This is a genomic window from Tropicimonas omnivorans (assembly GCF_031846565.1).
GTDB classification, from domain to species: domain Bacteria; phylum Pseudomonadota; class Alphaproteobacteria; order Rhodobacterales; family Rhodobacteraceae; genus Tropicimonas_B; species Tropicimonas_B omnivorans.
In genome coordinates this window covers 587462-610942 of sequence record NZ_JAVRHL010000001.1, presented here as the reverse complement: position 1 = coordinate 610942, position 23481 = coordinate 587462, and the positions used below count along the sequence as shown (strand labels likewise).

Genomic DNA, 23481 nt, shown 5'->3' with positions numbered 1-23481 from the left:
TTCGAGCAGGGATCAGGAGCGACGATAGCCTTCGAGCTGCTCGTCCGGAACATCCTCGAGGTTCTTCACGAGGTTGTCGGGGGTGCGGCAGGTGAGCCAGACCAGCTCTTCCGTCGTGCTCATGTTCACCTCGACATGGGGCATGAAGGGCGGAACGAAGACGAAGTCCCCTTCGTGGAGGTCCATGTATTCCTTGTAGTCCTTGCCGTAGTAGATCCGGCCGTGGCCGCGCAGGACATAGCCGCCGGTCTCGGCCTCCTCGTGGTGGTGCGGCGGGGAGCGGTGGCCCGGCGCGTTCGAGACCTGGCCGAACCAGATCTTCGTGGCGGGCGTGTGTTGCGGGCTGACGCCGGATTTGCGCACGCAATCGCCGGATTGTCCGGTCTGTTCGCCATAGGTGTTGGCGCGGGTGATAACGGGAACGTCGTGTTCGGCCATGGTAGGGCTCCTCCTCGGAAGTGGTCTGAGGCCGGCGCCGGCGGGCGCGAGGCCGCTGAAATTATGCTTTAAACTTGAACTCTTTTTCGTCCCTCATTTCAAGGGATCCCGTTACCTTCAGCACAATGGCGCCTTAGGGCGCCCGATTGCCGGAGGAAACGCTGGCACTGCGGGCGGCTCTGTAGTTTATGTTTGAAGGAATTTGCCATGACAAAGAGGGACTGAGCCCATGCCGTTCGAGATTTCCAAACCGATGCGCTTCGGCGATTGCGACCTGACCGGGATCGCCTACCACCCCGCTTACCTCTCCATGCTGGTGGACGTGAACGAAGCCATGTTCGCGTCGATCGGGATCACCTGGAAGGAGATCATGCTGGAACGCAACCTCGGGATGCCGGTCCTGAAGATGAACATCGAATTCTACAAGCCGGCCTTCTATGGCGACATGCTCGACTTCTCGATGCACATCCGCCGGATCGGCAATTCCTCGATGGATCTGGAAACCATCGCGCGGGTCAAGGGCGAGGCGATCTGGAAGGTGTCCGAACGGGTCGTGCTGACCTCCACGGACACCCACAAGTCGCTTCCCTGGCCCGACGACATGCGCCAGGGCCTCCAGCGGTATCTCGATCCCGCCGAGGAGTGAGCCTCAGACCTCGCCGCCCGCGATGGCGATGGACTGGCCGGTGACACCCTCGCTGCCCGGTCCGCAAAGCCAGAGGGCGGCGGCGGTCACTTCGTCCGGACGGGTGAGGCGCCGCTGGGGGCTCATCTTCTCGAGTTGGGCGCGCGCCTCCTCGGGGCTGCGCCCGGTCTTCCCGGCGATGTTCTCCACCGACCGCTCCGTCATCTCGGTGTCGAGAAAGCCGGGGCAGAGCGCATTGGCGGTGATGCCGGTGCGGGCCAGTTCCAGCGCAGCGGAGCGCACCAGCCCGACGACGCCATGCTTGGCCGCCGCGTAGGCGGAGGCATAGGCGTACCCCTTGAGACCCGAGGTCGAGGCAACGGCGAGCAGCCGGCCCCAGGGCGCGCCCTCCAGCCGGGCCGCCCCTTCGCGCAAGGTGAGGAAGGCCCCGGTCAGGTTCACGTCAACCATCTGGCGGAACGTCGTCAGGTCCGTCTTCGCAAAGGGCGCGCTGGCGGAGGTGCCCGCATTCGCGATCACGATCTCGCACGGACCCGCCTCATCGAACATGGCCCGCACGGAGGCCTCGTCCGTCACATCCGCCTCGACGGGGCGAATGTTCGGATGAGTCCCGGCGACCTCGTCGAGCGGACCGCGCCTGCGCCCGGCGATCCAGACCGTCGCGCCGGCTTCGGCGAAGCCGCGCGCGAGATCGGCGCCGAGGCCGGTGCCCCCGCCCGTGACGAGGGCCGTCTTGCCGGACAGATCCGTCATACGCGGATCCCCAGGCCCTCGCCCCGCTCGGCAAGGCGCCGGATCTGGTCACGCCCGGGCAGGTAGGGATCGGGCCAAGCCGTCTCCTCGTCCCCGAGGGCCGCGGCGGCGTGGAGCGTCCAGTAGGGATCGGCGAGGTGCGGCCGCGCGAGGCAGACGAGGTCCGCACGCCCGGCCATCAGGATCGAGTTGACGTGGTCGGGCTCGTAGATGTTGCCAACGGCGATAGTCGGGATGCCGCGATCGTTCCGGATCCGATCGGAGAACGGCGTCTGGAACATCCGGCCGTAGACCGGTTTCGCCTCGATGCTCGTCTGACCGGCGGAGACATCGACGATATCGACGCCGGCATCGTGGAACATCTGGGCGATCTCCACCGCCTCCTCGCCGGACACGCCGCGCTCGCCCGTCCAGTCCGTCGCGGAGATGCGGACGGACATCGGCTTGGTCTCGGGCCAGACCGCCCGCATCGCCCGGAAGACCTCGAGCGGATAGCGCATCCGGTTCTCGAGGCTGCCGCCGTACTCGTCCGTCCGCTCGTTCGAGAGGGGCGAGATGAAGGAGGAGATGAGATAGCCGTGGGCGGCGTGGAATTCGACCATGTCGAAGCCCGCCCGCGCGGCCATCTCGGTCGAGGCAACGAACTCGTCGCGCACGCGGTCCATGTCGTCGCGATCCATCGCCTTCGGCACCTGGTTCCGGTCGGACCACGGGATCGCCGAGGCGGAGAGGAGCGGCCAGTTGCCCTCCTCGAGCGGTGCGTCCATCTCCTGCCAGCCGAGCTGCGTGGAGCCCTTCCGGCCGGCATGACCGATCTGCATGCAGAGCTTCGCATCGGTTTCGGCATGGACGAAATCGCACAGGCGCGTCCACTGGGCCTCATGCTCTGGCGCGTAGAGGCCGGGGCAGCCCGGCGTGATCCGCCCCTCGGGGGAGACGCAGGACATCTCGATGTAGACGAGACCCGCGCCGCCCTTCGCGCGCTCGGCGTAATGGGTGAAGTGCCAATCCGTCGGGCAGCCGTCCACGGCCTTGTATTGCGCCATCGGAGAGACGACGACGCGGTTCTTCAGGCGCATGTCCTTCAGCTGGAACGGCGCGAACATCGGCGCGCGGTGCACGCCGTTGGCGCCGGCCTGGCTCTGGAACCACTCTTCCGCCTCGCGCAGCCACTTCTGGTCCCGCAGGCGCAGGTTCTCGTGGCTGATCCGCTGCGAGCGGGTGAGCAGGGAGTAGTTGAACTGGACCGGATCGAGATGGAGGTACCGGTCGACCTCCTCGAACCACTCGGTGGAGTTCCGCGCGGCGGATTGCAGGCGCAGCACGTCGAGGCGGCGCTCCTCCTGATACTTCTCGAACGCCTTCTCGAGGGTCTCTTCCTTGTCCACCAGCTCCGCGAGCGCGATGGCGGATTCGAGGGCCAGCTTCGTGCCGGAGCCAATGGAGAAGTGCGCCGTGGCCGACGCGTCCCCCAGAAGGACGATGTTCTCGTGGTGCCACTTCTCGCAGAGAACACGGTCGAAGTTCAGCCAGGCGGAGCCGCGCAGGTGCTTGGCGTTCGAGACGAGCGGGTTACCGTCCAGATGATCGCCGAAGATCTCCTCGCAGAGCGCGATGGCCTCGTCCTGGGACTTGGTGTCGAAGCCGAGGCCGCGCCAAGTGTCCTCGGCGCATTCGACGATGAATGTCGCAGTGTCCGCATCGAACTGGTAGGCATGCGCCCAGATCCAGCCATGCTCGGTCTTCTTGAAGATGAAGGTGAAGGCGTCGTCGAACTTGGCCTTTGTGCCGAGCCAGACGAATTTGCAGACCCGCCGGTCGATCTCCGGCTTGAAGGCCTCCTTGTAGGCGGTGCGGGTCTTGGAGTTGATCCCGTCCGCGGCGACGACGAGGTCGTACTCCTTGCGGAGCGCCTCGATGTCCTCGACCTCGGTCTCGAAGCGCATCTCGATACCGAGCTCGCGCGCCCTCTCCTGGAGCAGCAGCAGCATCCGCTTGCGGCCGAGGCCGCAGAAGCCGTGGCCGGTGGAGGTGATGGCGACATCCTCCTTCACCACCTTGATGTCGTCCCAGTACGCGAAGTGATCCCGGATGAGCTTCGCGCTCTTGGGGTCGTTCGCCTCGAGATTGTCGAGCGTTTCGTCCGACAGGACGACACCCCAGCCGAACGTGTCGTCCGCCTTGTTGCGCTCGATCACGGTGATCTCTGCGTCAGGCTGACGAAGTTTGAGGCTGATGGCGAAATAGAGGCCGGCGGGGCCGCCTCCCAGACAAACGGTCTTCATCGCGCGCACTCCTTGGGCTCGTGTCGCCTGCGATGTTCGGGGGAAGCGCGAGAAACTTCAAGTCTAAAGTTTTACACTTGAAGTCCGGGCCCGCCTCGGGAATTGTCGGTCCGGCAAGGGAGCGGGTCACCGGCCCTTCAGAAAAGAGAACGGGACGAGGCCGCGGCCATGGCAATCTTCGAGATGAAAACCAAGGTGTTGTTCCAGCACTGCGACCCCGCCGGGATCGTGTTCTACCCGCGGTACTACGAGATGGTTAACGCCGTGGTGGAGACCTTCTTCGACGAGGCGGTGGGCTGGTCCTTCGCCAGAATGCATTCCGAGGACGGTATGGGCGTGCCCATGGGCCGCATCACGACCGAATTCGAAAAGGCCTCCCGGCTCGGCGACGAACTGGACTGGACGCTTCAGGTGAAACGCATCGGCACCAGCTCCTGCGATCTGCGAATCGCCGCGTCCGGCTCCGGGGAGCCCCGTATGACCGCCGAGGGGACCATCGTCTGCGTCCGCCTCGCTTCGATGCGCGCCGAGCCCTGGCAGGACAAGGTGCGCGCGACATTGACCACTTACATGGAGGGGGACGCGTGAGCACCATCACTATTCAACCCGAAGGCTGGAAACCCGCGAAAGGCTACGCCAACGGCATCGTCTCCGAGGGGCGCATCCTGCTCGTCGGCGGCCAGATCGGCTGGACCAAGGATCAGGTCTTCGAGGCGCAGGACTTCATCGGCCAGATGAAGCAGGCTCTCGCGAACATCCGCGACGTGGTTGAGGCCGCCGGCGGCACGGTCGAGAATATCGGCCGGCTGACGTGGTTCGTCACCGACAAGTCCGAATACGTCGCCCACCAGAAGGAGGTCGGCGCGGCTTACCGTGAGATCATGGGCTATCACTTCCCGGCGATGACCATGGTGGTCGTATCCGCCCTGGTTGAAGACGAGGCGAAGATCGAGATCGAAGCGACCGCCATTCTGCCGAGCTCCTGAATAAAGCTTTGAGCTTGAAGGACCTGCGCTTACGCTGACCCTCTATTCATAAGAATTGGAGGGTCACATGCGCAGTTTTCTTTCGTCCGATCATTTCAAGCTTGGTACATTCTCCTCGAACTGCTCCAGCGGCATGACGGTGACGAAGGTCGACCGCCGCTGGGACAATTCGTGGGATAACAATCTCCGCCTCGGCCGGATGCTGGACGAGGCCGGGGTCGACTTCATGCTGCCGATCGCCCGCTGGATCGGCTATGGCGGCGAGACCGACTTCCACCACAACGTCCTCGAGACGCTGACCTGGGCCGTCGGGCTTCTGGCCAAGACGGAGAACATCACCGTCTTCGCCACCATGCACACCGCGGCGAACCATCCCGTCGCCGTCGCCAAGCAGATCGTCACTGCGGACCATATCAGCGGCGGCCGCATCGGGCTCAACGTCGTGGCGGGCTGGAACCGGCCCGAATACGAGGCGCTCGGCCTCGACCTGCCGCACGATCACGAGACGCGGTACGCCTACGCGCAGGAATGGCTCTCCATCGTGGACAAGCTCTGGACCTCCGAGGACCGGTTCGACTGGGAGGGCGACTTCTTCAAGCTGAAGGGCATCCTCGGCGCACCCCGTCCGGTGGACGGTCGCCCGCCGATCCTGAACGCCGCCGGCTCCGGCCTCGGGCGCGACTTCGCCACCCGCAACGCCGACTACCTCTTCACACCGGCGATCGACCTCGAGCGCAGCCGCGGCGAGGTGCAGGAGCTGAAGAACCAGGCTCTGGAGAAGGGCCGCAAGATCGGCGTCCTGACCTTCTCCCATATCTGCTGCCGGGAGACCGAGGCGGAGGCCAGACGCGAGCATGAGTGGTATGCCAGCGAGAACGCGGACTGGGAGGCGGTGGACAACCTCGTCGACCTGCAATTCGCGAATGCCCAGAGCTTCCCGCACGATCTGCTCGCCCTCATCCGGGACCGCATGGCCGCCGGCCATGGCGGTTTCCCCCTCGTCGGCACGCCGGAGCAGGTCGCCGAGGGGATCGCATCGCTGGCCGACGCGGGATTCGCAGGCTCGACGATGTCCTTCCTCGATTATGCCGAGGAGTTCCCCTTCTTCCGCGACCGGGTCATGCCGCTGCTCGCCGAGAGGGGCCTCAGGCCGGCGCCGAAGGTGACGGCGCCCGCCTGAGAAGGGGTCGGCAGGGCGGGCTCAGGCCTGCCCTGCCGTCGTCATGGAGCGGACGGTCTGGAGCGCGCCGTCGAGCGCCTCGCCCTTGGGATCCTTCAGGGCCGCGGTCAGCAGTCGCGCGGTCCAGGCCGCCGCATCGTCCCGCCCCTCGACCAGAGCCGCGCCGGACATCACCCGGTCGAACTTCGCGACGCCGCGAGCATGGGTGTCGCTGTAGCCCTTGATGAGCCGCCGGACCTTCAGCGTCTCCGTGGCATGTGCGTAGTCACCCGTCAGACGCGAGGTCGCCGCGCCCAGCCATTCGTCCACATGCGCCATCTCCCGCTTGTGGCGAAGAGAGCGGCGGCGGATACGGCGGAACCCGGCGACCGTGTAGAGCATGAGGAATGCGGGCAGCCGGTCCGTCCTGAGGCGGCGCCCCTTGTTCACCAGCTTGTCGATGCCGGCGAACACCTTCGGTCTGGACTCGATCCAACCGCCGAGACCGGCGGGCAGCAAGCTCACCATCTCCTCGGCGCGGGGATGGAAGTACTCGGTCACCTGAATGAGCGTTCCGTCGCTGGCACGCATCTCCTCGGAGATCCGAGCGTCCCGCCCTTTTCGCGTCTTGAGGTCGGCGACGCGGGGGATGTCGTCGTAGCTCATGGCGTTGGCGAGATATTTCGCCGCGTTGGCGGTGAAGTCGAACTCGTGCTCCTCACCGCCCGCGGCGCGATCCTTCTGCAGAAGCTCGTCCAGGCGATCGAGGTACTCGGTGCCGTAGGCGAGATCCTGGTAATCCACCACCTTCTTCAGGCCGGCACGGGCGAAGGGCAGGACCGGCTCCGGCAAGGCGTCGGCGCGAGCCGACAGGTCCCGCCATTCGCCGAGCATCTTCTCGGGCCCCGCCATCGGCTCGGGCTCGATATGCTCCTCGACCGGCGTCGCCGCGGGAGGCAGGACGCCGCCCGGCTCCGGCGCGTCGTCCACCTCGCGCGCCTTTGGAGCGCGGTGCTCCTCGGCAGCGACGCGGGCCTCGTCGAAGGCCGCGATGGACGCATCGACGCCGCGGCCCGAGGCTCGGATGGTCTCGCGGTAGCTTTCCGGCTCGAAGGGCAGCATGCCCGATCCCGCCAGCGCCCCGAACAGGCTGGAGGAGATGACCGAGCCCGCTTCGCGCGCAACCGCCTCCATGTCGAAACAGATGAAGTTGCGCGCACTTTCGGCGGCAGCCCGGCGCACGGCGGCACTGTCCGCGATGCCGCTGCCGGGATGGATCTTCTCCGACGTCGCCAGCGCCCTGTGGGAGGAGGCGATGAGCGTCGTGCGGTCGGGGGTGACGAAGCCGCGCATCATCGCCCGGCCCGCTTCCATCATTTCCGCGGCAATGAGGATGTCGACATCGCCTTCCGCCGGCGCGAGGGCGAAGACCGGGGTCCGGCCGGTTTCCGGCATCATCTCCATGTAGTAGATCGTCGCGCCGGTCCGCTGGGCGACGCCGGCGACGGAGGTGGCCTGCACCGCGTAACCGTTGCGCTCCGCGAGATCGACGATCCAGTTGGAGAGCACACCGCCGCCCTGACCGCCCACGGCGAGTACGGCAAGCTTGATGATGTCGCCGAGACGGACGTCCGGCGCCTTCGGGGTGAGGGCGAGATCGTTCATCGCACCGCCTCCCGCGCCAGACGCTTGCCCGCGCGCCGCTCCTGAAGCCATGTGATGATCCCCTTTTGCCACCGGGCCATGCGCTGCTCGGTCTTGCCCGGATTATGGACGAGGTCCGCCTGGTAGAAGGACGGGCAGAGCACCGCCGTGTCGGCGACCTCGCCGCAATTGCCGCAGCCGACGCAGGTCTGGTCGATATGGGCGATGGGATCGTCCCTGAGCGGATCGTCCGGCATCTTCAGCGTGAGCGAGGGGCAGCCCGAGAGCCGCATGCAGGCGTGATCGCCGGTGCAGACCTCCTCGTCCACGCCGAATTTGGGACGCTCGACGCGCCGGCCCTCCTTGATCGCCTTGGCCATCAGCGGCTTTTCGCGCCGCTGCCGGTTCAGCATGCATTCGGAGGAGGCCACGATCACCTTCGGACCTTCGTGATCCGTCGTCAGCGCCTCGCGCAGGGTGTCCCGCATCTTGCCGACATCGTAGGTGCGGTCGATCTGACGGACCCAGCCGACGCCGACACCCTTGAGCGCCTTCGAGATCGGGTTGTTGGTCGCCTTGGTGTCGTTCTTCGCGCGGCTCGACAGGATGTCCTGCCCGCCGGTCGCGGCGGAGTAGTAGTTGTCGACGACCATGATGACGCCGTCGGACTTGTTGAACACGGCATTGCCGACCGAGGTCGACAGGCCGTTATGCCAGAAGCCGCCGTCACCCATGATGGAGATCGGCCGCCGCTCGCCGCCACCGTCGAACGCGGCGTTGGACGCGGGGCCGAGGCCGTAGCCCATCGTCGTGCCGCCGATCTCGAACGGCGGCATGATGGAGAAGAGGTGGCAGCCGATATCGGCCGTGATCTGGTGCGGACCCATCTCCTCCTCGACCATCTTCATCGCCGCGAAGATCGGGCGCTCGGGACAGCCGGTGCAGAAGCCGGGCGGGCGGCCGGGGACGACCTCCGACAGATCCGGAACCTCTGGCGGACGATTCGGCGCCCGGCCGCGATCGGGCAGCAGATCGCCGCCATGCTTCACGAGGAAGCTCTCGATCCCTTCCAGCATGACCTGACCGGTATATTCACCGGCCATCGGCAGGACGTCCTTGCCGGACACCTTCACCGGGTCGCCGTGCTTGTGGAGAATGGAGCGCAGCGTCTGCTCGATGTAATCGGGCTGCCCCTCCTCCACGATCAGGACGGCATCCTTGTCCGCGCAGAAATCGATGAACTCGTCCTCGACCAGCGGATAGACGACATTGAGGACGTAGAGCGGAATATCTGTATCGCCGTGCACGTCGGCGAGGCCAAGCCGCTGAAGCGCGCGGATGACGCCGTTGTACATGCCGCCCTGCAGCACGATCCCGACCTTCTCCTTCTCCGGGCCGAACCGCTCGTTGAGCTTGTTCTCGCGGATGTAATCGAGCGCGGCGGGCCACCGCTTCTCGATCTTCTCGTGCTCGTGCTTGAAGGAGGCGGGCGGCAGGACGATGCGGTCCGTCTCGCGCCGCGGATTGCTCAGCGCATCCTTCACCGTGAGGGACGGCGAGACGTTGTCCTGCGCCTCGAACGCGCCGTGCACGTGGCAGCAGCGGATCCGCACCTGCAGCATGACGGGGGTATTGGACGCCTCCGAGAGGTCGAAGCCGTGCTTCACCGCATCCGTGATCGAGGGGAGGTTCGGGCGTGGATCGAGCAGCCAGATCTGCGACTTCATCGCGAAGGCGTGGGACCGCTCCTGCATGATGGAGGAACCTTCGCCGTAATCCTCGCCGACGATGATGAGCGCGCCGCCGGTCACACCGCCCGAGGCGAGGTTCGCCAGGGCGTCGGAGGCGACGTTCGTGCCGACGGTGGACTTGAATGTCACCGCGCCGCGGATCGGGTAGTGGACGGACGCCGCGAGCATGGCGGCGGCGGCGGCTTCGGAGGCGTTCGCCTCGAACCGGATGCCAAGCTCGCCCATCAGCTCCTCGGCATCGGCGAGCACGTCCATCAGGTGCGAGATCGGAGCACCCTGATAGCCGCCGACATAGCCCACGCCGTTTTCGAGCAGCGCCTTGGTGATCGCGAGAATGCCCTCGCCGCGGAACGTCTCGCCCGCGCCGATCCTGAGCTGCTCGACTTCTTTCTTGAAAGACCGTTCGGCCATGGTCGTCTCCCCTGGGTCGCTGGGGAAACTATATCCATTTGCATGTATATTGAGAAGGGAGGAAATGCGCGGACAGCGAGCGCTCGCACGATATGCTCAGATTTTGTGCTGCCTGACGTTCTTCAGGACCTTCTGCAAAGTCCCCACGAAGGCAATGCGCTCGTCCAGGGCGATTCCGGCGAACATTTCCTGATATTGCGCATGCATGAGAGGCCAGACGAGGCCGAATTCGTCCTGCCCCATCTCGGTCAGGAAGATCTCCCGGACCCGGGCATCCTCTGCACGGCCCTGCCGCCGGACGAGGCCGGCCTTCTCCATCGCGTCGAGCGTGCGCGACATGGTCGACTGCTCGGTCACGGCATAGACCGCCAGCTCGTTGATGGTCAGGCCGGGCACGACGGAGAGAATCGCCAGCGTCCGCATCTTCGCGGTGCTGAGGTTCCGCTCCTTCAGCGCCTCATGCATCTCAGCATTGTAGCGCCCCATGATGCGGTTCATCAGGTACGGCGCGAACTGCCACAGGCCAAGCTCGCCGAGCGTGCGGTCCGGGGGAGCTATCTCCGGTGCATCGGGCCGATCATGTGGCATGGCGTCTCGTCCTGTCTCGAAAGCGGCGCACGCGGAGGTTTAGGGCCGGACGGCCGGAGGCGAAACCGCGAGCGGTCCGGCGTGACCTCGCGTCGCACGTGAAACGGGCCGCCACCGCGGCTTGCGCGGAGGCGGCCCGAAGGAAGAAGACGAAGCGCCCGGCCGGGCGCCCCGGCTTACGCGCCGACGATGGCGAGGGCGCGGATCGGGCTGCCGGTGCCGTTCTCGATCTTCAGCGGAGCCGCGATCAGGATCGCGCCCTTCGGCGGCAGCTTGTCGAGATTGGCGAGGCTCGCGAGACCGAAGCAATTGTCCCGGTGCAGGAAGTTGTGCGCCGGGTACGGCGGGTCCATCTCGCCTGCCTTGCCCGCATCGGTGCCGATGCACTGGGTGCCCCACCCGACGATTTTTTTGGACAGCAGGTACTCCACGCATTCCGGTGTCGGTCCGGGGGAGTGGGGGCCGTTCTCGTCGGCATTGAGATAGGCATCCTCGTCCCCGGCGCGGCGGTCCCAGTCGGAGCGCATGACGACCCATTCGCCTTCACCGATCTCGCCGTTCTCGGCCTCCCATTTCTTGACGAACTCAGGCGTCAGGAGGAAATCGTGATCCGCCTCGGATTCCTTGGAGCAGTCGATCACGTTGACCGGCGCGACGACGCGCTGGATGTCGAGGCTGTCCGTGTAGCCCTCTTCGTAATCCTTGCCGGTGATCCAGTGGTGCGGCGCGTCGAAGTGGGTCCCCGAATGCTCGCCGAGCTTCAGCCAGTTCCAGGCGAAGAACGGCCCGTCCTCGTCATATTCGCTGATCTTGTGGATCTCGACCGGCGGCGTGTTCTTCGCGAAATCGGGCGGAAGCTTGAGGAGCGGCGTCTTGGGGCCGAGCGTCCCCGACAGGTCCACCACGCGGATTTCGCCGCTCAAGAGCTTGGCGCCCAGTTGCTGTATAAGATCTGCGGACATGGAGAACTCCCTGGTCTGTCTCGTTCGGCCGAAGCGTAACCGAGGCGTATGCATTTGCAAGATTTAATGCCTCGGCGTCGCGCGCGCCCCGCATGGCCGCACAAAGTTGCGGCACCGGGCATCCTTCGCGGGCAGGTCACGTCCGGGGCTCAGGCGCATCGCCGTCGCCAGGATCCCGGAAGGTGTCGGCCTCGATCCCCATTGTCGTGCGAAGATCGCCGAGCCGGCGCTACTTTCCGCCTTGCAGGACGTCCGCGAGGAGCGACTGCGTCGCGAGGATATCGCCGTAGACGGTGTCCCGGAACTTCTTCCGATCCCCCTCGGCGAGGGCATCGAGCATTATATTGTGGTACTTCGCGAAGTCCTGGGCGTAGCTCGTCTTCAGAAGCTCGCCCATCCGGTCGGACAGGAAACGGACATAGGCGCCGCTTCGGAGCCAGAGATTCTCGATCTGACTGACGAGAACCGGGCTGTCCGCGGCTTCGTAGATGAAGAAATGAAAGTCCCGGTTGGCGCCCAGCATCGCGGAGATGCGTCCGGCCAGTCCCTCCTGCTCGTGGCGGAGCTGGAGGGCCCGCAACTCGTCTTGGCGCGTGCGCAACGCGTCGAAGGCGATTTCCGCCGCGGCCGGCTCGACGATGCCGCGGGCCCGGGTGATGTCCATGAATTCGGCGACGTCGATGGCCGGCACGTACGCGGTGCCCGACGTGGAGATGCGCAGCGCATTCTCTGCGGCCAGACGTCTCAACGCCTCCCGGATCGGCATGTGGGAGGTGTTGAACTTCTCGGCCAGCGCGGAAATCGTGAAGGATTCACCGGCCTCGAACACGCCGCTGATCAAGGCCTCGCGAAGTTGCGAATAGACCTGATCCTGCACCGTCCTGCGTGCGCCGACTGGCTGGAAGGTGGGTAGTGCCATGCGTAAATGCCTATCTCAGGTCCGGATCGAGGCGGTCTCGAAGCAAATCGCCGAGCACGTCGATGCTCACAAGCAGAATTACGAGTACCGCCGCCGGAAAAGAAATATCCGTACCCGACCTTGATCAAGGTGCCAAGACGGGCGCGTGCTGCGAAGGCCTGCGTGACGCGTGGCCCCGCATCCAGGGGGAGGAGGAGATCGCCGAAGCGCCCCCTCCGCCCCGGTCTTATTTGGCCACGCGGGCCACGACCTCGATCTCGACCTTGATCTCGTCGTTGACGAAGCCGCAGGTGATCGTGGTGTTGGTCGGGCGCGGATCCTCGAAGACGGTCCCGAGATGCTTGGCGATGGGAACGATGTCCTCGCGCCGTGCGGCATAGACGCGGAGGGAGACGATGTCCTTCAGCGTCCCGCCGGCCTTCTCCATCGTGTCGGAGATGATCTGGAGGGCCTTCACGGTCTGGGCGACGGCGTCGTCCGCGTCGGTCTCTCCTTCGACGTAGCCGGCCGTGCCGGAGATGAAGACCCACTCTCCGTCGACGACGGCGCGGGAATAGCCCCCGATCTTCTCGAAGGGGGAGCCGGACGAAATGGCGTAACGCAAGGACGATCTCCAGTTCAGTGTTTGATCAATTGATATGAAGAGCGTATCAAGGGCTTCGACGAGACGCAACGGAATGGAGCGGGACATGACCGCGAGCCCCGACATGCAGGATACGCTCTGGCGCCGCACCCAGAGAGACCGCTTCGACGGGAGCGGGTCCCTCCCGGACAGCGCACGCGTCGCCGTCATCGGCGGCGGCTTCACCGGGATGACCGCCGCGCGCGCCCTCGCCCGACAGGGCGTCGAGACGGTCGTGCTCGAAGCCGGTCGCCTCGGCGAGGGTGCGAGCGGCCAGAATGCCGGCTTCGTCGTTCCGAACTTTGCGCTCGGTGCGCCGGATGTCGTTCTCGAGAAACTGGGCGAGGAGAAGGGAGGCCAGCTCCTCGATCTCGTGGCGGGCGGGGCCGATCGCGTCTTCACCATCGCCGCGGAGGAGCAGATCCTGTGCGACGCGGCCCAGACGGGCTGGCTCAATCCCTGCACCACCGACGCCGAAGCCGACATGCTGCGCAAGCGCGCCGGATACTGGCGCTCCCGCGGCCGTCCCGTGCGCTTCCTCGACCGCGAGGAGATCCGCGCGCAGACCGGAATGGACGTTTACCGCGGCGCGCTGCTCGACGAGTCGGGCGGCACGATACACCCGCTCGACTATCTCACCGGCCTCGCCCGCGCCGTTGAGAAGGCCGGCGGTGCCGTCCTCGAGAACAGCCCCGTACAGAAGATCGCATCCGAGGGCGGGGGCTACACGATCACCCTCGCAGGCGGCGAACGCCTGGCCGCTGCATCCGTCCTTCTGTGCACCAACGCCTTCACCGGCGGGGCCGCGGCGAAACTCGGCAAGACCACCGTTCCCCTGCGCGTCTACCAGGTTGCGACGGAACCCTTGGACGCCGAGACCGTGGCCCGCATCGCGCCGGATCGCCGGCCCGTGGGCGACACCCGCAAGAACCTCTTCACCTATCGCCTCGACCGGGACAATCGCCTGATCTCGGGCGGTATGGCCGCCATTCCAATGGGCGCGAAGGCGCGTCTGTCACGCGTGATTACGGAGCGCCTGGCCGAGGAGCTTTCCCTTCCCGAGGTCCCGAACGCCGAAGTCGCCTGGACTGGCGTCGCCGCTCTGACCACCGATTTCCTGCCGCGGATCGTGCGCTTCGGCCCGAACTACTTCGGCGGGATCGGCTGCAATGGCCGGGGCATCGCGATGACCGCGCAGCTGGGTGAGACGCTGGCCCGTGCGGCGCTCGGCGCTGATGCTGAAGGCCTGCCGATTCCGCTGCGGTCCGCCCGCCGCATCCCGTTCCATGCCGCGACGCCCCTCGCGGCCTCGGCCGGGCTGATCAAGGCCCGCCTCACCGACCGTCTTTCTTCCCTCACTCGGACCTGACCATGGCCAACGCCCGAATCGTCTCGCTGAGCATCGACCGCGACACCCCCTTCGCCGGCGGTGCGCCCTTCGGAGAAACCGGTTCCTACCGGCTGATCGCCGGGCGTGCCGAGATCGCGATACGTCCCGATGCGATCGGCGCGGACGGGATCTACGAGGCAGGCCTCATCGAGACCGATGCCGACGGGCTGATCCGCACGGAGACCGACGTCTTCATCCTGACGCCCGCTGAGGCGGCGAAGGGCAATCGCACGCTGGTTTTCGAGTTCATCAACCGCGGCAACAAGCGCGCCCTGCAATTCTTCAATCAGGGTACGCCGGGCAACTCCCCCGAATCGCTGACCGATGCCGGCAACGGCTGGCTGATGGAGGCGGGCTACACCCTGATCGTCGCGGCCTGGCAGGGCGACGTGCTGCGCGGCGACGGCCGCATGACGATCCGCGTTCCGGGCTACTCGGACGACGCACCAACGCGGATCGCCGCCGAGTTCATCGTCGAGGACGAGAAGACATCCTTCCTGCCGCTCTCCACCAAGACGGGGACCCGGTCCTATCCCGCCGCAACGCTGGCCACCCCGGCCGCCCGCCTCACCCGGCGGCGCTACCCGGATGCGCCCCGCGAGGAGATCGCCTCCGATGCCTTCGCCTTCGAGCGGATCGACGGGGATGCCGCCGGCCTCGGCGGGGGGGACATCATGGCCGCCGAGCAGGCCATCGTGCCCTGTGCGCGCCATATCCGGCTGGAGGACGGCTTCGTTCCCGGCTGGATCTACGAGCTGGAATATGACGCGACGGGCGCCATCGCGCTCGACATGGGCTTCGTCGCGGTGGCCGAGATCGTCGCCTTCCTGCGCGACGAGACGGGCGATTCGAACCCGCTCTCCGGCGCCCTCACCCACACCATCGGCTGGGGCCGGTCACAGGCCGGCCGCGCGATCCGGGACTTCATCTGGCGCGGTTTCAACGTCGCCAGCAGCGGCGCACGCGTGTTCGACGGGATGATCCCGCACATCTCGGGCGGCGGGAAGACGAACATGAACCGCTTCACCAACCTCGTCGTCGCCGCCTCGCGGGACCATGAGGACCGGCTGAACCCGTCCGACCGCTTCCCCTTCTCCTATGCCCGCTCGACGGACCACCTGACCGGGCGGGACGATGCCATTCTGAAGCGCCCGGACACCGATCCGCTGGTGATCCACACCCATACCGCCTCCGAATACTGGTACAGGCGCGGCTCCCTCGTCCACACGGACACCCAAGGGAACGACCTGGACCAGCCCGAGACCGTCCGGATCTACACGTGGGCGAGTTCGCAGCACTGGGCGGACACCCGCGCCGCGAAGCCGATGAAAGGTCCGTGCCGGGAGCTGCTCAACAACGTCTATACCGCGCCGTTCTTCCCGGCGACGCTCCGCCTCATGCGGGACTGGATCGCGGACGACATCGCGCCGCCGCCCTCCCGCATTCCGCTCCGCTCGGACGAGACCCTGATCGACGTGACGAGCTACCGCGAGAGCTTTCCGGACCTTCCGGGCGTCATCCTGCCCACTCATGCGAACGCCCTGCCCCTCGTGGAGTATGGCGAGAGTTTCGAGGGTGGCGGTGCCATCACCTGGCCGCCGCAGGTCGACGAAAGCCGGGCCTATGCCGTCCTCGTGCCGGCTCCCGACGGCATGGGCAACGACGCCGCCGGTCTCAAGGCACCGATGGTGGAGGCTCCGCTCGGCACCTACACGGGATGGAACCTGCGCGGGCGCGGCCATGGCCACGGGATGCTCTTCTCCTTCATGGGGAGCTACATTCCCCTGCCCGAGATTCCGCAGGAGGCGGAACTGACCGGCGATCCGCGCCCTGCCATCACGGCGCTCTACCCTTCGCCGGAGGATTACAGCGCCGCCATCACCGCTTCTGCCGAACGGCTGGTCGCGGAGGGCTTCCTCGAGCCGGAGGCCACCACACTCTTCACCGAGCTTGCGCGTGCCTATGGCCGCGTCAACCACATTCACCGATTCTGAACCAGAGGTCCCGTTCCACATGAAACAACTCGCAAAACGCATCACGGAGACGTCGCCCAAGTCCTTCGGCATGTTCGCCAAGGCCATGCAGACCGGCCGTGAGGGTCTGATCCACCTCGAACTCGGCCGCCCCTCCGCGGACACGCCGGAGCACATCAAGGAGGCCACGATCGACGCGCTCCGCCGCGGCGACGTGCACTATTCCGACCTTCAGGGCGTGCCGCACCTGCGTCGTGCGCTGGCCGAGAAGCTGGCCCGCAAGAACGATCTCGACGTGACCCCCGACCGCATTCTCGTAACGAACGGCCTGACCCACGGCTCCTATGCCGGGATCATGGCGTTCCTCGATCCGGGCGACGAGGCGATCCTGCTCGAGCCCTACTATCCGCAACACATCGGCAAGGTGGAGCTGGCGGGCGCGACCCCGGTGCTCGCCCAGCTCGACGCGTCGAAGAACTACGCCATCGACCCCGAGGCGATCGAGGCGAAGATCACCGAGCGGACGAAGATGATCGTGCTGATCAACCCCTGCAATCCCACGGGCCGCGTCTATTCCCGCGAGGAGCTTCAGGCGCTTGCCGATATCGCGATCAAGCACGACCTCATCGTCATGTCCGACGAGGTCTACGAGGACATCCTCTTCGACAAGGCCGAGCACATCTCCATCGCCTCCCTGCCCGGCATGGACGAGCGGACGATCACGCTCTTCGCCTTCACCAAGAGCTACGCCATGGATGGCTGGCGCCTCGGCTATCTCGTGGCGCCCGAGGCCGCGATGAGCGCGCTTCTGAAGATCACCACGAACGACTGTACCCACGTGAACACCTTCATCCAGGACGGTGCGCTCGCGGCGGTGACGGGCGATCCTGACGTCCTTCAGGGTCTGATCGACGAGGATGCCGAGAAGCGTCAGCGCGTGGTCTCCCGCCTGAACCAGATGCCGGGGATAACCTGCCCCTGGCCCGAAGGCACGATCTACGCCTTCGCCGACATCAGCGGCACCGGCTTCACCTCGCAGGGCTTTGCCGACAAGCTTCTCGAGGAGGCGGGTGTCGTCGTCGAGGCGGGCAGCTTCTACGGCGCCGCCGGCGAAGGCCGCGTCCGCGTCTGTTTCGGATCCGCCTCGATCGAGGACATCGACCTCGCGATGGACCGTATCCAGGCCATGGTGAGCGACCGCGTCCCGGCGTGATGACAAGCCTGCGTCCGGCGCCACCGGTGCCGGACGCAGGTTCTCCCGGGGGATCCCCCCCCGGTCTCGCAGGGGCGCCTCACGGCATCGACGCGGCCCCGGCAATCGACTGTCGCGCCTTCACGACCCGCGTGACCACGGACGTCTTCGTACGGCGCACGCCGGGCAGGCGGACGATCTGCTTGCGGATCAGACGGTCGAGATCATCCATGTCCCGGGCGAGGACCTGGAGGATGTAATCGGCCTCCCCCGTCGTCGCGACGCAGTGATAGATCGCGGGCAAGCGGCGCACCGCCACCTCGAACGCCTCCGCATCCTCCGGCGCAAGCGACAGCTCCACCAGCGCGAGGATCTCGAAGCCGAGCGCGCGCGAGGACAGTCGCGCGGCGTATCCCTCGATCACGCCCGCCTCCTCCATCGCCTTGATCCGTTTCCAGACCGGCGTCTTGGACAGCCCCTCGCGCTCGGCAAGCTCCGCGTAGGAGAGCCGGGCATTGTCTTCGAGGGCGGCGAGAAGGGCGAGGTCGAGGCGATCCATTCGTTCTCCTTTGCCACGGCATAGCGCCGCGATCGTTCTACAGCATAGCCCCTCCGACACCGATTGAGAACAATGGCCTCGGCGTTCTGGAACACGGTGGGCGTAATAACCGAAGCGAACAGGCAGGAGAGACCGACCCATGGACCGCGAACGCTACCACCGCATGATCGAAGAGCCCCAGATGCTGGATTACGGCGTTTACCTGAACGTCGATCAGCTCCTGACGGCGCAGAAGCCGCTGGCCGAGATGTGCAATCCCGACGAGCTGCAGTTCCAGATCGTCCACCAGGTCGAGGAGCTCTGGATGAAGCTCATGGCCTACACGCTGGTCGATGTCATGGACTACCTGCGCGAGGGCAACACCAACCGCGTCGTGACGCTGATGGGCCGCGTCCACCGCCTCATACGGCTGATGACGAACCAGCTCGAGGTTCTGGAGACGATGTCCCCCCGCGAGTACCAGGAGATCCGTCTCCAGCTCGGCAACGGCTCTGGCCAGGAAAGCCCCGGCTTCCAGACCCTCCTGCGGATGCCGAGCGATCTCTGGGAGGCCTACAAGGCCACCTATCTCGACGGCAAGGGTCTGACCGTGGCGGAGGTCTATGACAGCAAGTACGACCACGGCGATTCCTACGTCGTCGGTGAGGCGCTGATCGAGTATGACGAGCTGTTCCAGAAGTTCCGCTCGGACCACATCCAGCTCATTCACCGCTCCATCGGCCTCGGCTCTAGGTCGCTGAAGGGCCGCCCGGTCGAGCTCTTGGAAAACGGCGCCCGCCACCGCTTCTTCCCCGAGCTCTGGGACGTGCGCTGCGACATGACCGATTCCTGGGGCACGTCCTACGGCGTGGTGCGCGACGCGATCCACGACAAGGAAAAGGCCTGATCCAAAAAGACCGAGGACGAAGGGGCCCAGCCGGGATCGGCGGGCCCCACCTTTCCTGCTCTCCCTGCCGCTGATTTTTCGGGGTGCCCTCAAACCGTGTTGGAGGCGCGTCGCGCTGGAGCGCGCGGCCTGCGGACATCATTCGATAATCATGGAACCCGTGCTGAAGTTGCGCCAGCCGCTTCCGGAGCCCGGTTCATAAGCCATGAAACAGCTTCACACTTCCGACACCACCGAGCTGATGAAGGCTGACGAGCTGCCCCGGGAAGCCCTCGCCATCGTAGAGGAGTTGAAGCTCCCTGAAGGTAGAATGACGATCGGCTCACTGGAGATGCACAGCCGGCGTCTCTTCCCGATCGGATAAGCGATCACCATAGAGAAGGGTCGTTCAGTGGTGCGACGCAGGTCGGCGCCCCCTGAAGTGGCTTGAGCGCCTCGGTTTTTAGCGATTGGCCCAACCAGCCCTCCGGATGCGACAGAGGCAGCGGAGCCCGGGCTATCTCTTCGGTGATCGTCTCGAAGCCCACCTTCGAATAGAAATTCGGATCTCCGTAGGTGAGGACCACATCCACGCCGCTCTTCCGCAGAGTGTTCAGGCCATGTGAAAGCAGAGCTTGGCCTATGCCCTCGCCCTGCCTCCTGGTGGAAATCGCGGCGGGCGACAGGATGAAGACCGTGCGCTCATCCTCGGTGTAGTCCATCCGCGTGAAGATGACTGTTCCGACTAGTGTGCCATCGTCGATTGCCGAGGATACGAAGATATCATCCTGGGCAACGCTGCTCAGCATGCCGGTCACCAGGCTGGCGACGAGATCGCCTTCGGCTTCTCCTTCGGAGGCCGTGAAAGCATCCTTGAACAGGGCGATGATGCCATCTCTGCGGCCTGCATGACCGTTGATGAAGTCCATTATCGTGCCCTCCCCGTGGTAACATCGCCAGAAGGGGACCATCGTGGCCACACCGCCGACGGAAGCTTCGTTCGTGAAGCGGCCGCATGCAAGTTTGGCGCGCCAGCCGCTTTGTCTCGTGGAGACTGAAGATCTTTTTAATGCGTTCCGCCCGGACCGATACCGCCCCTTCCCGCATTGTGCGGTGAACGGAAAGCCAGAACCCGGAGGATCACCCATGGCCGAGCATATCGACGACATGCTGCCGCCCGCCGAATACATCACCGACGCCTACAAGGGAGCCGGCAAGCTGGAGGGCAAGCGCGTCCTCATTTCCGGCGGCGACAAGGGCATCGGCCGCGCGGCCGCCCTGCACATGGCCCGCGAGGGCGCGAAGGTCGCCATCATCTATCACCAGGACGCCGAGGCCGCCGAAAAGACGCGGGCCGGCATCGAGGCCGAAGGGACCGAAGCTCTGGTGATCCAGGGCGACGTGGCGAGCCGGCCCGATTGCGACGCCGCCGTGCAGGCGGTGGCGGATGCCTGGGGCGGACTGGACGTGCTGGTGAATAATGCCGGCTTCCAGCAGCCCCGCGCCTCCCTCACCGAGATCTCGGACGAAGAGTGGCAGGACCACATGGCGGTGAACATGAACGGGATGTTCTACCTCTCCCGAGCCGCCCTGCCGCACCTCAAGGAGGGCGCGGCCATCGTCAACACGACCTCCATCAACGCCTTCGTCGGCAACAAGCACCTCGTCGCCTACACCACGACGAAGGGGGCGAACGTCGCCTTCACCCGCGCGCTCGCCAAACAGCTGATGGACAAGGGGATCCGCGTGAACGAGGTCGCCCCCGGCCCGGTCGTCACCGAGATCCAGAAGACCTTCAAGGGCTACGACGACGACATTCTGAAGAACCTCGCCGCCCCCATCGGCCGGATTGGTCAGCCGCGCGAACTCGGGCCGGCCTATGTCTTCCTCGCCTCGCAGGACAGCTCGTTCATCACCGGGCAGACGATCCACGTGAACGGTGGGATGATCTGCAACGGCTAGGGTCGCACCGGTCCCGAATGACCCGGACGCGTTGCCGGGAGACGGAGCGTCGGCCCTCGGGCTGACGCTCTTGGCGTCCGGGCGGGCGTCAAACGGACGCCGTCGCCCCCACCATTTCGGAGATCGCGGCGACCATGCGGTCGCATTCCTCGATCCCCGTGACCGTCCCGGGCGACAGCCGCAGGATCCTGCCGCGCATGTCCGTGTGCAGCCCTTTGGCGCGGAGTCCCTCGACGGCCGTGCCCGGCTCCAGCCCCGCTGGCATCTGCACCATCAGGCTGCCGCCCCGCTCGGCCGCGTCCTCGGGGGACGCAAGGGGGAGACCCGCCGCGCGGACGCCCTCCGCCAACCGCGACACCTTGGCGGCGTTGTCACGGGCGATGTCCGCGATGCCCCGGTCCAGCACGTAGGAAAGCCCCGGCAGGCAGCCGATGGCAGGCAGGACGTTCGGGGTGCCATTGCCGAAACGCCGTGCATCCGCGGCGAAGGAAAAGGCATCGAGGTCCCAGGAGAACGGGTTGTCCTGACTGAACCAGCCGCGGAACTCGGGCGAGGTCTCGGCGATGAGCTCCGGCGTCGCGTGCAGCACGCCCGCTCCGCTGACGCCGCAGAGCCACTTAAGGGAGGAGCCGACGGTGAAATCCGCGCCGACCTCGGAGACGTCGTAGGGCGCGATGCCGACGCCCTGCGTCACGTCGACCCCGACGAGGCTTCCCATCTCGTGGCCATGCGCCACGAGCGCCTTCACGTCGCTTTTGTGCGAGGACGTCGACGTGACCCAGGTCAGCAGCGCAAGCCGCACGTCCTTGTCCCATGCCGCCAGCATCTCTGCGTCCGAGACCCACAGCTCGCCCGCAGCAGGCTCCACCGTCACGAGCTCACCGCCAGCGCGGGACACGACCTCGGCGAGGAGGAAATGCAGGGACGGAAAGCAATCCTTCGCTATCAGGACCTTGCCGCCCTTCAACCGTGTCTCGGGCATGCCGCGGATCAAGGTGTAGAGCGCGGCCGTCACGCTCTCCGCCTGCGCCAGCGTTCCGGGCGCCGCGCCGATGATCTTCGCCCACGCGGACAGGAACTCGCCCTGCTTCTCCAAGGCGTAGCCCCACTGCCCGTCATCGGTCGCGGACCAGCGGGAGGAGAACTCCGACAGCTGCGCACTCAGCGCGGCGTCCTTTCCGGGAAAGGTGCCGATTGAATGATAGAGAAAGTAACCGGACACGTCGGGTCTCCAGGGGCTTTGGATCAGGCGTCGTTAAGATTGTATTTCATGATCCTGCCGTGGCGGCCATGCCGATCCCGCTCGACGTCGTAGACATCGCCGTCGACCAGGGGATGGGCGTCGATGGCTGCGTGGATCCGCGTCAGCTCATCATCGTCCAGGTCGAAGTCGAAGAGCGCGGCATGCTTGCCCAGATGCCCGCCGTGACGGACGCCGACGATGGCGCCAGCGACTTGGCGCTCGGCCAGGATCGCGCGGATCGCGACCGAGGCGATGTCCACCCCGTGCCTGTCCGCGATGCCGCGCAGGAGCCGCAGCAGGGACTGGAACACATCCCAGCCGCCGATATCGTCGATGATCAGCTTGTACTTGGTGAGGGAGCGGTTCTCGAGCTCTCCTGTCGGCTCGGGCGCCCCGAGCCATTTGTCGGACAGGAAGCCGCCGGCCACCGTGCCGTAGGCGAGGATGGCGATGCCGTTCTGCGCGCAGAACTCCGTCATCCGCTTGGTGGGGCGACGGTCGATCAGTGAATACTGCATCTGGATGGAGGCGGGGCGGTACCCGCTCTCCAGCAGTTCGCTCATCGCGTCGGTGCTGAAATTGGTGGTGCCAAGCAGGTCAATCTTGCCCTCGCGCTGGAACTCGCTCAGCCAGCCGGCCACCTCGACGTAGCGGGGAACTTCGAGGTTCCACCAGTGAAACTGCACGAGGTCCAGCCGCTCGGCGTCAAGCCGGCGAAGCGAGCGATCCACCGTTTCCTGAACGTCGGCCTTGGTGATCGTGTCGAGCTTGTCGAGATCCGGCACGCACTTGGTATGGACCTTCAGGCGATCCAGAAGGTCCGTCCGGCCGTTGGCCTTGCAGTCCTTGCGGAACGTGCCGATCAGCTCCTCGACGCCGGTATAGATGTCCGCGCAGTCGAAGGTGGTGATGCCCGCCTCCATGTAATCCCGCATCTCCTGCACGGCGCGATCCTGGTCGATCTGTCCGTGTCCGCCGGCGAGGTGCCACCCTCCCTTGAGGATACGGCTGATCTCGTAGCCCTCCGCGAGGTTCGTCCTGTGCACGTCGCTCATCTGCTGTCTCCGGCGGTATCTGCTCTTGTCGGGTTTTATATTTTTGATATCGTATCAAATGTCAACGGAAAGCCGTCC

Annotated in this window: 23 protein-coding genes; 10 read left to right on the top strand and 13 right to left on the bottom strand. The window is 65.8% G+C overall.

Annotated elements, in window-relative coordinates:
• Window positions 1-12: 12 nt before the first annotated feature.
• Entirely contained in the window at window positions 13-438 is a 426-nt protein-coding gene (locus RM543_RS02980; protein ID WP_311689408.1) for a cupin domain-containing protein, read from the bottom strand.
• A 229-nt stretch (window positions 439-667) separates the two neighbouring features.
• Here RM543_RS02980 and RM543_RS02975 point away from each other — a divergent pair, with 229 nt between their 5' ends.
• Window positions 668-1084, top strand: a complete 417-nt coding sequence (locus RM543_RS02975) for an acyl-CoA thioesterase (protein ID WP_311689407.1) — start codon at window positions 668-670, stop codon at window positions 1082-1084.
• Window positions 1085-1087: 3 nt separating this feature from the next.
• On the opposite strand, the gene RM543_RS02970 is transcribed toward RM543_RS02975, so the two are convergent.
• Both RM543_RS02970 and RM543_RS02965 read right to left on the bottom strand, forming a co-directional pair.
• A complete protein-coding gene (locus RM543_RS02970; RefSeq protein ID WP_311689406.1) occupies window positions 1088-1837 on the bottom strand; it encodes an SDR family NAD(P)-dependent oxidoreductase in 750 nt (249 codons plus the stop codon).
• Entirely contained in the window at window positions 1834-4122 is a 2289-nt protein-coding gene (locus RM543_RS02965; RefSeq protein WP_311689405.1) for a bifunctional salicylyl-CoA 5-hydroxylase/oxidoreductase, read from the bottom strand. Before RM543_RS02965 ends, RM543_RS02970 begins: the two co-directional genes overlap by 4 nt.
• A 168-nt stretch (window positions 4123-4290) precedes the next feature.
• Here RM543_RS02965 and RM543_RS02960 point away from each other — a divergent pair, with 168 nt between their 5' ends.
• The 3 genes from RM543_RS02960 to RM543_RS02950 all read left to right on the top strand — a co-directional run bounded on the left by RM543_RS02960 (window position 4291) and on the right by RM543_RS02950 (window position 6288).
• Window positions 4291-4710 (top strand): acyl-CoA thioesterase, encoded by a 420-nt coding sequence (locus RM543_RS02960; protein WP_311689404.1) that lies wholly within the window; start codon window positions 4291-4293, stop codon window positions 4708-4710.
• Entirely contained in the window at window positions 4707-5108 is a 402-nt protein-coding gene (locus RM543_RS02955; RefSeq protein ID WP_311689403.1) for a RidA family protein, read from the top strand. Before RM543_RS02960 ends, RM543_RS02955 begins: the two co-directional genes overlap by 4 nt.
• Before the next feature lie 67 nt (window positions 5109-5175).
• On the top strand, window positions 5176-6288 hold the full coding sequence (locus RM543_RS02950; protein ID WP_311689402.1) for an LLM class flavin-dependent oxidoreductase: 1113 nt from the start codon (window positions 5176-5178) through the stop codon (window positions 6286-6288).
• 21 nt (window positions 6289-6309) lie between these two features.
• Here RM543_RS02950 and RM543_RS02945 read toward each other — a convergent pair whose 3' ends face one another.
• The 6 genes from RM543_RS02945 to RM543_RS02920 form a co-directional block, all read right to left on the bottom strand.
• Window positions 6310-7932 (bottom strand): indolepyruvate oxidoreductase subunit beta family protein, encoded by a 1623-nt coding sequence (locus RM543_RS02945; protein WP_311689401.1) that lies wholly within the window; start codon window positions 7930-7932, stop codon window positions 6310-6312.
• Window positions 7929-10073: an indolepyruvate ferredoxin oxidoreductase subunit alpha gene (locus RM543_RS02940; RefSeq protein ID WP_311689400.1), complete on the bottom strand. Its 2145-nt coding sequence runs from the start codon at window positions 10071-10073 to the stop codon at window positions 7929-7931. Before RM543_RS02940 ends, RM543_RS02945 begins: the two co-directional genes overlap by 4 nt.
• 96 nt (window positions 10074-10169) lie before the next feature.
• A complete protein-coding gene (locus RM543_RS02935; protein WP_311689399.1) occupies window positions 10170-10661 on the bottom strand; it encodes a MarR family winged helix-turn-helix transcriptional regulator in 492 nt (163 codons plus the stop codon).
• Window positions 10662-10837: 176 nt separating this feature from the next.
• Complete coding sequence (locus RM543_RS02930) at window positions 10838-11623, bottom strand: cyclase family protein (RefSeq protein ID WP_311689398.1); 786 nt, start codon at window positions 11621-11623, stop codon at window positions 10838-10840.
• 229 nt (window positions 11624-11852) lie between these two features.
• Window positions 11853-12542 carry a GntR family transcriptional regulator gene (locus RM543_RS02925; protein ID WP_311689397.1) on the bottom strand — a complete coding sequence of 230 codons (690 nt, stop codon included), beginning with the start codon at window positions 12540-12542 and terminating at the stop codon, window positions 11853-11855.
• A 226-nt stretch (window positions 12543-12768) separates the two neighbouring features.
• The gene (locus RM543_RS02920) at window positions 12769-13146 is read right to left on the bottom strand and encodes a Rid family hydrolase (protein ID WP_311689396.1); all 378 of its coding nucleotides are present in this window, start codon (window positions 13144-13146) and stop codon (window positions 12769-12771) included.
• Between the two features lie 85 nt (window positions 13147-13231).
• Between RM543_RS02920 and RM543_RS02915 the strand changes: the two genes are divergently transcribed.
• Genes RM543_RS02915 through RM543_RS02905 form a run of 3 tightly spaced genes read left to right on the top strand, consistent with a single transcriptional unit; the run spans window position 13232 to window position 17740 of the window.
• Window positions 13232-14533, top strand: a complete 1302-nt coding sequence (locus RM543_RS02915) for an NAD(P)/FAD-dependent oxidoreductase (protein ID WP_311689395.1) — start codon at window positions 13232-13234, stop codon at window positions 14531-14533.
• Between the two features lie 2 nt (window positions 14534-14535).
• Window positions 14536-16548, top strand: a complete 2013-nt coding sequence (locus RM543_RS02910; RefSeq protein ID WP_311689394.1) for an alpha/beta hydrolase domain-containing protein — start codon at window positions 14536-14538, stop codon at window positions 16546-16548.
• Window positions 16549-16567: 19 nt separating this feature from the next.
• On the top strand, window positions 16568-17740 hold the full coding sequence (locus RM543_RS02905; protein ID WP_311689393.1) for a pyridoxal phosphate-dependent aminotransferase: 1173 nt from the start codon (window positions 16568-16570) through the stop codon (window positions 17738-17740).
• Window positions 17741-17819: 79 nt separating this feature from the next.
• Here RM543_RS02905 and RM543_RS02900 read toward each other — a convergent pair whose 3' ends face one another.
• On the bottom strand, window positions 17820-18278 hold the full coding sequence (locus tag RM543_RS02900) for an Lrp/AsnC family transcriptional regulator (protein ID WP_116086147.1): 459 nt from the start codon (window positions 18276-18278) through the stop codon (window positions 17820-17822).
• A 139-nt stretch (window positions 18279-18417) separates the two neighbouring features.
• Here RM543_RS02900 and RM543_RS02895 point away from each other — a divergent pair, with 139 nt between their 5' ends.
• Window positions 18418-19164 carry a tryptophan 2,3-dioxygenase family protein gene (locus tag RM543_RS02895; protein WP_311689392.1) on the top strand — a complete coding sequence of 249 codons (747 nt, stop codon included), beginning with the start codon at window positions 18418-18420 and terminating at the stop codon, window positions 19162-19164.
• Between the two features lie 205 nt (window positions 19165-19369).
• Window positions 19370-19528, top strand: coding sequence for a hypothetical protein (locus tag RM543_RS02890; RefSeq protein ID WP_311689391.1), 159 nt, complete (start codon window positions 19370-19372; stop codon window positions 19526-19528).
• Between the two features lie 4 nt (window positions 19529-19532).
• On the opposite strand, the gene RM543_RS02885 is transcribed toward RM543_RS02890, so the two are convergent.
• Entirely contained in the window at window positions 19533-20072 is a 540-nt protein-coding gene (locus RM543_RS02885; protein ID WP_311689390.1) for a GNAT family N-acetyltransferase, read from the bottom strand.
• Window positions 20073-20289: 217 nt separating this feature from the next.
• Here RM543_RS02885 and RM543_RS02880 point away from each other — a divergent pair, with 217 nt between their 5' ends.
• On the top strand, window positions 20290-21105 hold the full coding sequence (locus RM543_RS02880; RefSeq protein ID WP_311689389.1) for an SDR family oxidoreductase: 816 nt from the start codon (window positions 20290-20292) through the stop codon (window positions 21103-21105).
• Window positions 21106-21193: 88 nt separating this feature from the next.
• On the opposite strand, the gene RM543_RS02875 is transcribed toward RM543_RS02880, so the two are convergent.
• The gene (locus RM543_RS02875; RefSeq protein ID WP_311689388.1) at window positions 21194-22327 is read right to left on the bottom strand and encodes an aminotransferase class V-fold PLP-dependent enzyme; all 1134 of its coding nucleotides are present in this window, start codon (window positions 22325-22327) and stop codon (window positions 21194-21196) included.
• 23 nt (window positions 22328-22350) lie between these two features.
• On the bottom strand, window positions 22351-23403 hold the full coding sequence (locus RM543_RS02870; protein WP_311689387.1) for an aldo/keto reductase: 1053 nt from the start codon (window positions 23401-23403) through the stop codon (window positions 22351-22353).
• Between the last annotated feature and the right edge of the window lie 78 nt (window positions 23404-23481).

Excerpts from the sequence above, each read along its gene's own strand:
- RM543_RS02870 (WP_311689387.1), bottom strand. The coding sequence starts at position 23,403 with ATGAGCGACGTGCACAGGACGAACCTCGCGGAGGGCTACGAGATCAGC.
- RM543_RS02905 (WP_311689393.1), top strand. The coding sequence starts at position 16,568 with ATGAAACAACTCGCAAAACGCATCACGGAGACGTCGCCCAAGTCCTTC.
- RM543_RS02930 (WP_311689398.1), bottom strand. The coding sequence starts at position 11,623 with ATGTCCGCAGATCTTATACAGCAACTGGGCGCCAAGCTCTTGAGCGGC.
- RM543_RS02925 (WP_311689397.1), bottom strand. The coding sequence starts at position 12,542 with ATGGCACTACCCACCTTCCAGCCAGTCGGCGCACGCAGGACGGTGCAG.
- RM543_RS02950 (WP_311689402.1), top strand. The coding sequence starts at position 5,176 with ATGCGCAGTTTTCTTTCGTCCGATCATTTCAAGCTTGGTACATTCTCC.
- RM543_RS02900 (WP_116086147.1), bottom strand. The coding sequence starts at position 18,278 with ATGGATCGCCTCGACCTCGCCCTTCTCGCCGCCCTCGAAGACAATGCC.
- RM543_RS02965 (WP_311689405.1), bottom strand. The coding sequence starts at position 4,122 with ATGAAGACCGTTTGTCTGGGAGGCGGCCCCGCCGGCCTCTATTTCGCC.
- RM543_RS02970 (WP_311689406.1), bottom strand. The coding sequence starts at position 1,837 with ATGACGGATCTGTCCGGCAAGACGGCCCTCGTCACGGGCGGGGGCACC.
- RM543_RS02940 (WP_311689400.1), bottom strand. The coding sequence starts at position 10,073 with ATGGCCGAACGGTCTTTCAAGAAAGAAGTCGAGCAGCTCAGGATCGGC.
- RM543_RS02885 (WP_311689390.1), bottom strand. The coding sequence starts at position 20,072 with ATGGACTTCATCAACGGTCATGCAGGCCGCAGAGATGGCATCATCGCC.
- RM543_RS02910 (WP_311689394.1), top strand. The coding sequence starts at position 14,536 with ATGGCCAACGCCCGAATCGTCTCGCTGAGCATCGACCGCGACACCCCC.
- RM543_RS02915 (WP_311689395.1), top strand. The coding sequence starts at position 13,232 with ATGACCGCGAGCCCCGACATGCAGGATACGCTCTGGCGCCGCACCCAG.
- RM543_RS02945 (WP_311689401.1), bottom strand. The coding sequence starts at position 7,932 with ATGAACGATCTCGCCCTCACCCCGAAGGCGCCGGACGTCCGTCTCGGC.
- RM543_RS02890 (WP_311689391.1), top strand. The coding sequence starts at position 19,370 with ATGAAACAGCTTCACACTTCCGACACCACCGAGCTGATGAAGGCTGAC.
- RM543_RS02895 (WP_311689392.1), top strand. The coding sequence starts at position 18,418 with ATGGACCGCGAACGCTACCACCGCATGATCGAAGAGCCCCAGATGCTG.
- RM543_RS02960 (WP_311689404.1), top strand. The coding sequence starts at position 4,291 with ATGGCAATCTTCGAGATGAAAACCAAGGTGTTGTTCCAGCACTGCGAC.
- RM543_RS02935 (WP_311689399.1), bottom strand. The coding sequence starts at position 10,661 with ATGCCACATGATCGGCCCGATGCACCGGAGATAGCTCCCCCGGACCGC.
- RM543_RS02975 (WP_311689407.1), top strand. The coding sequence starts at position 668 with ATGCCGTTCGAGATTTCCAAACCGATGCGCTTCGGCGATTGCGACCTG.
- RM543_RS02880 (WP_311689389.1), top strand. The coding sequence starts at position 20,290 with ATGGCCGAGCATATCGACGACATGCTGCCGCCCGCCGAATACATCACC.
- RM543_RS02980 (WP_311689408.1), bottom strand. The coding sequence starts at position 438 with ATGGCCGAACACGACGTTCCCGTTATCACCCGCGCCAACACCTATGGC.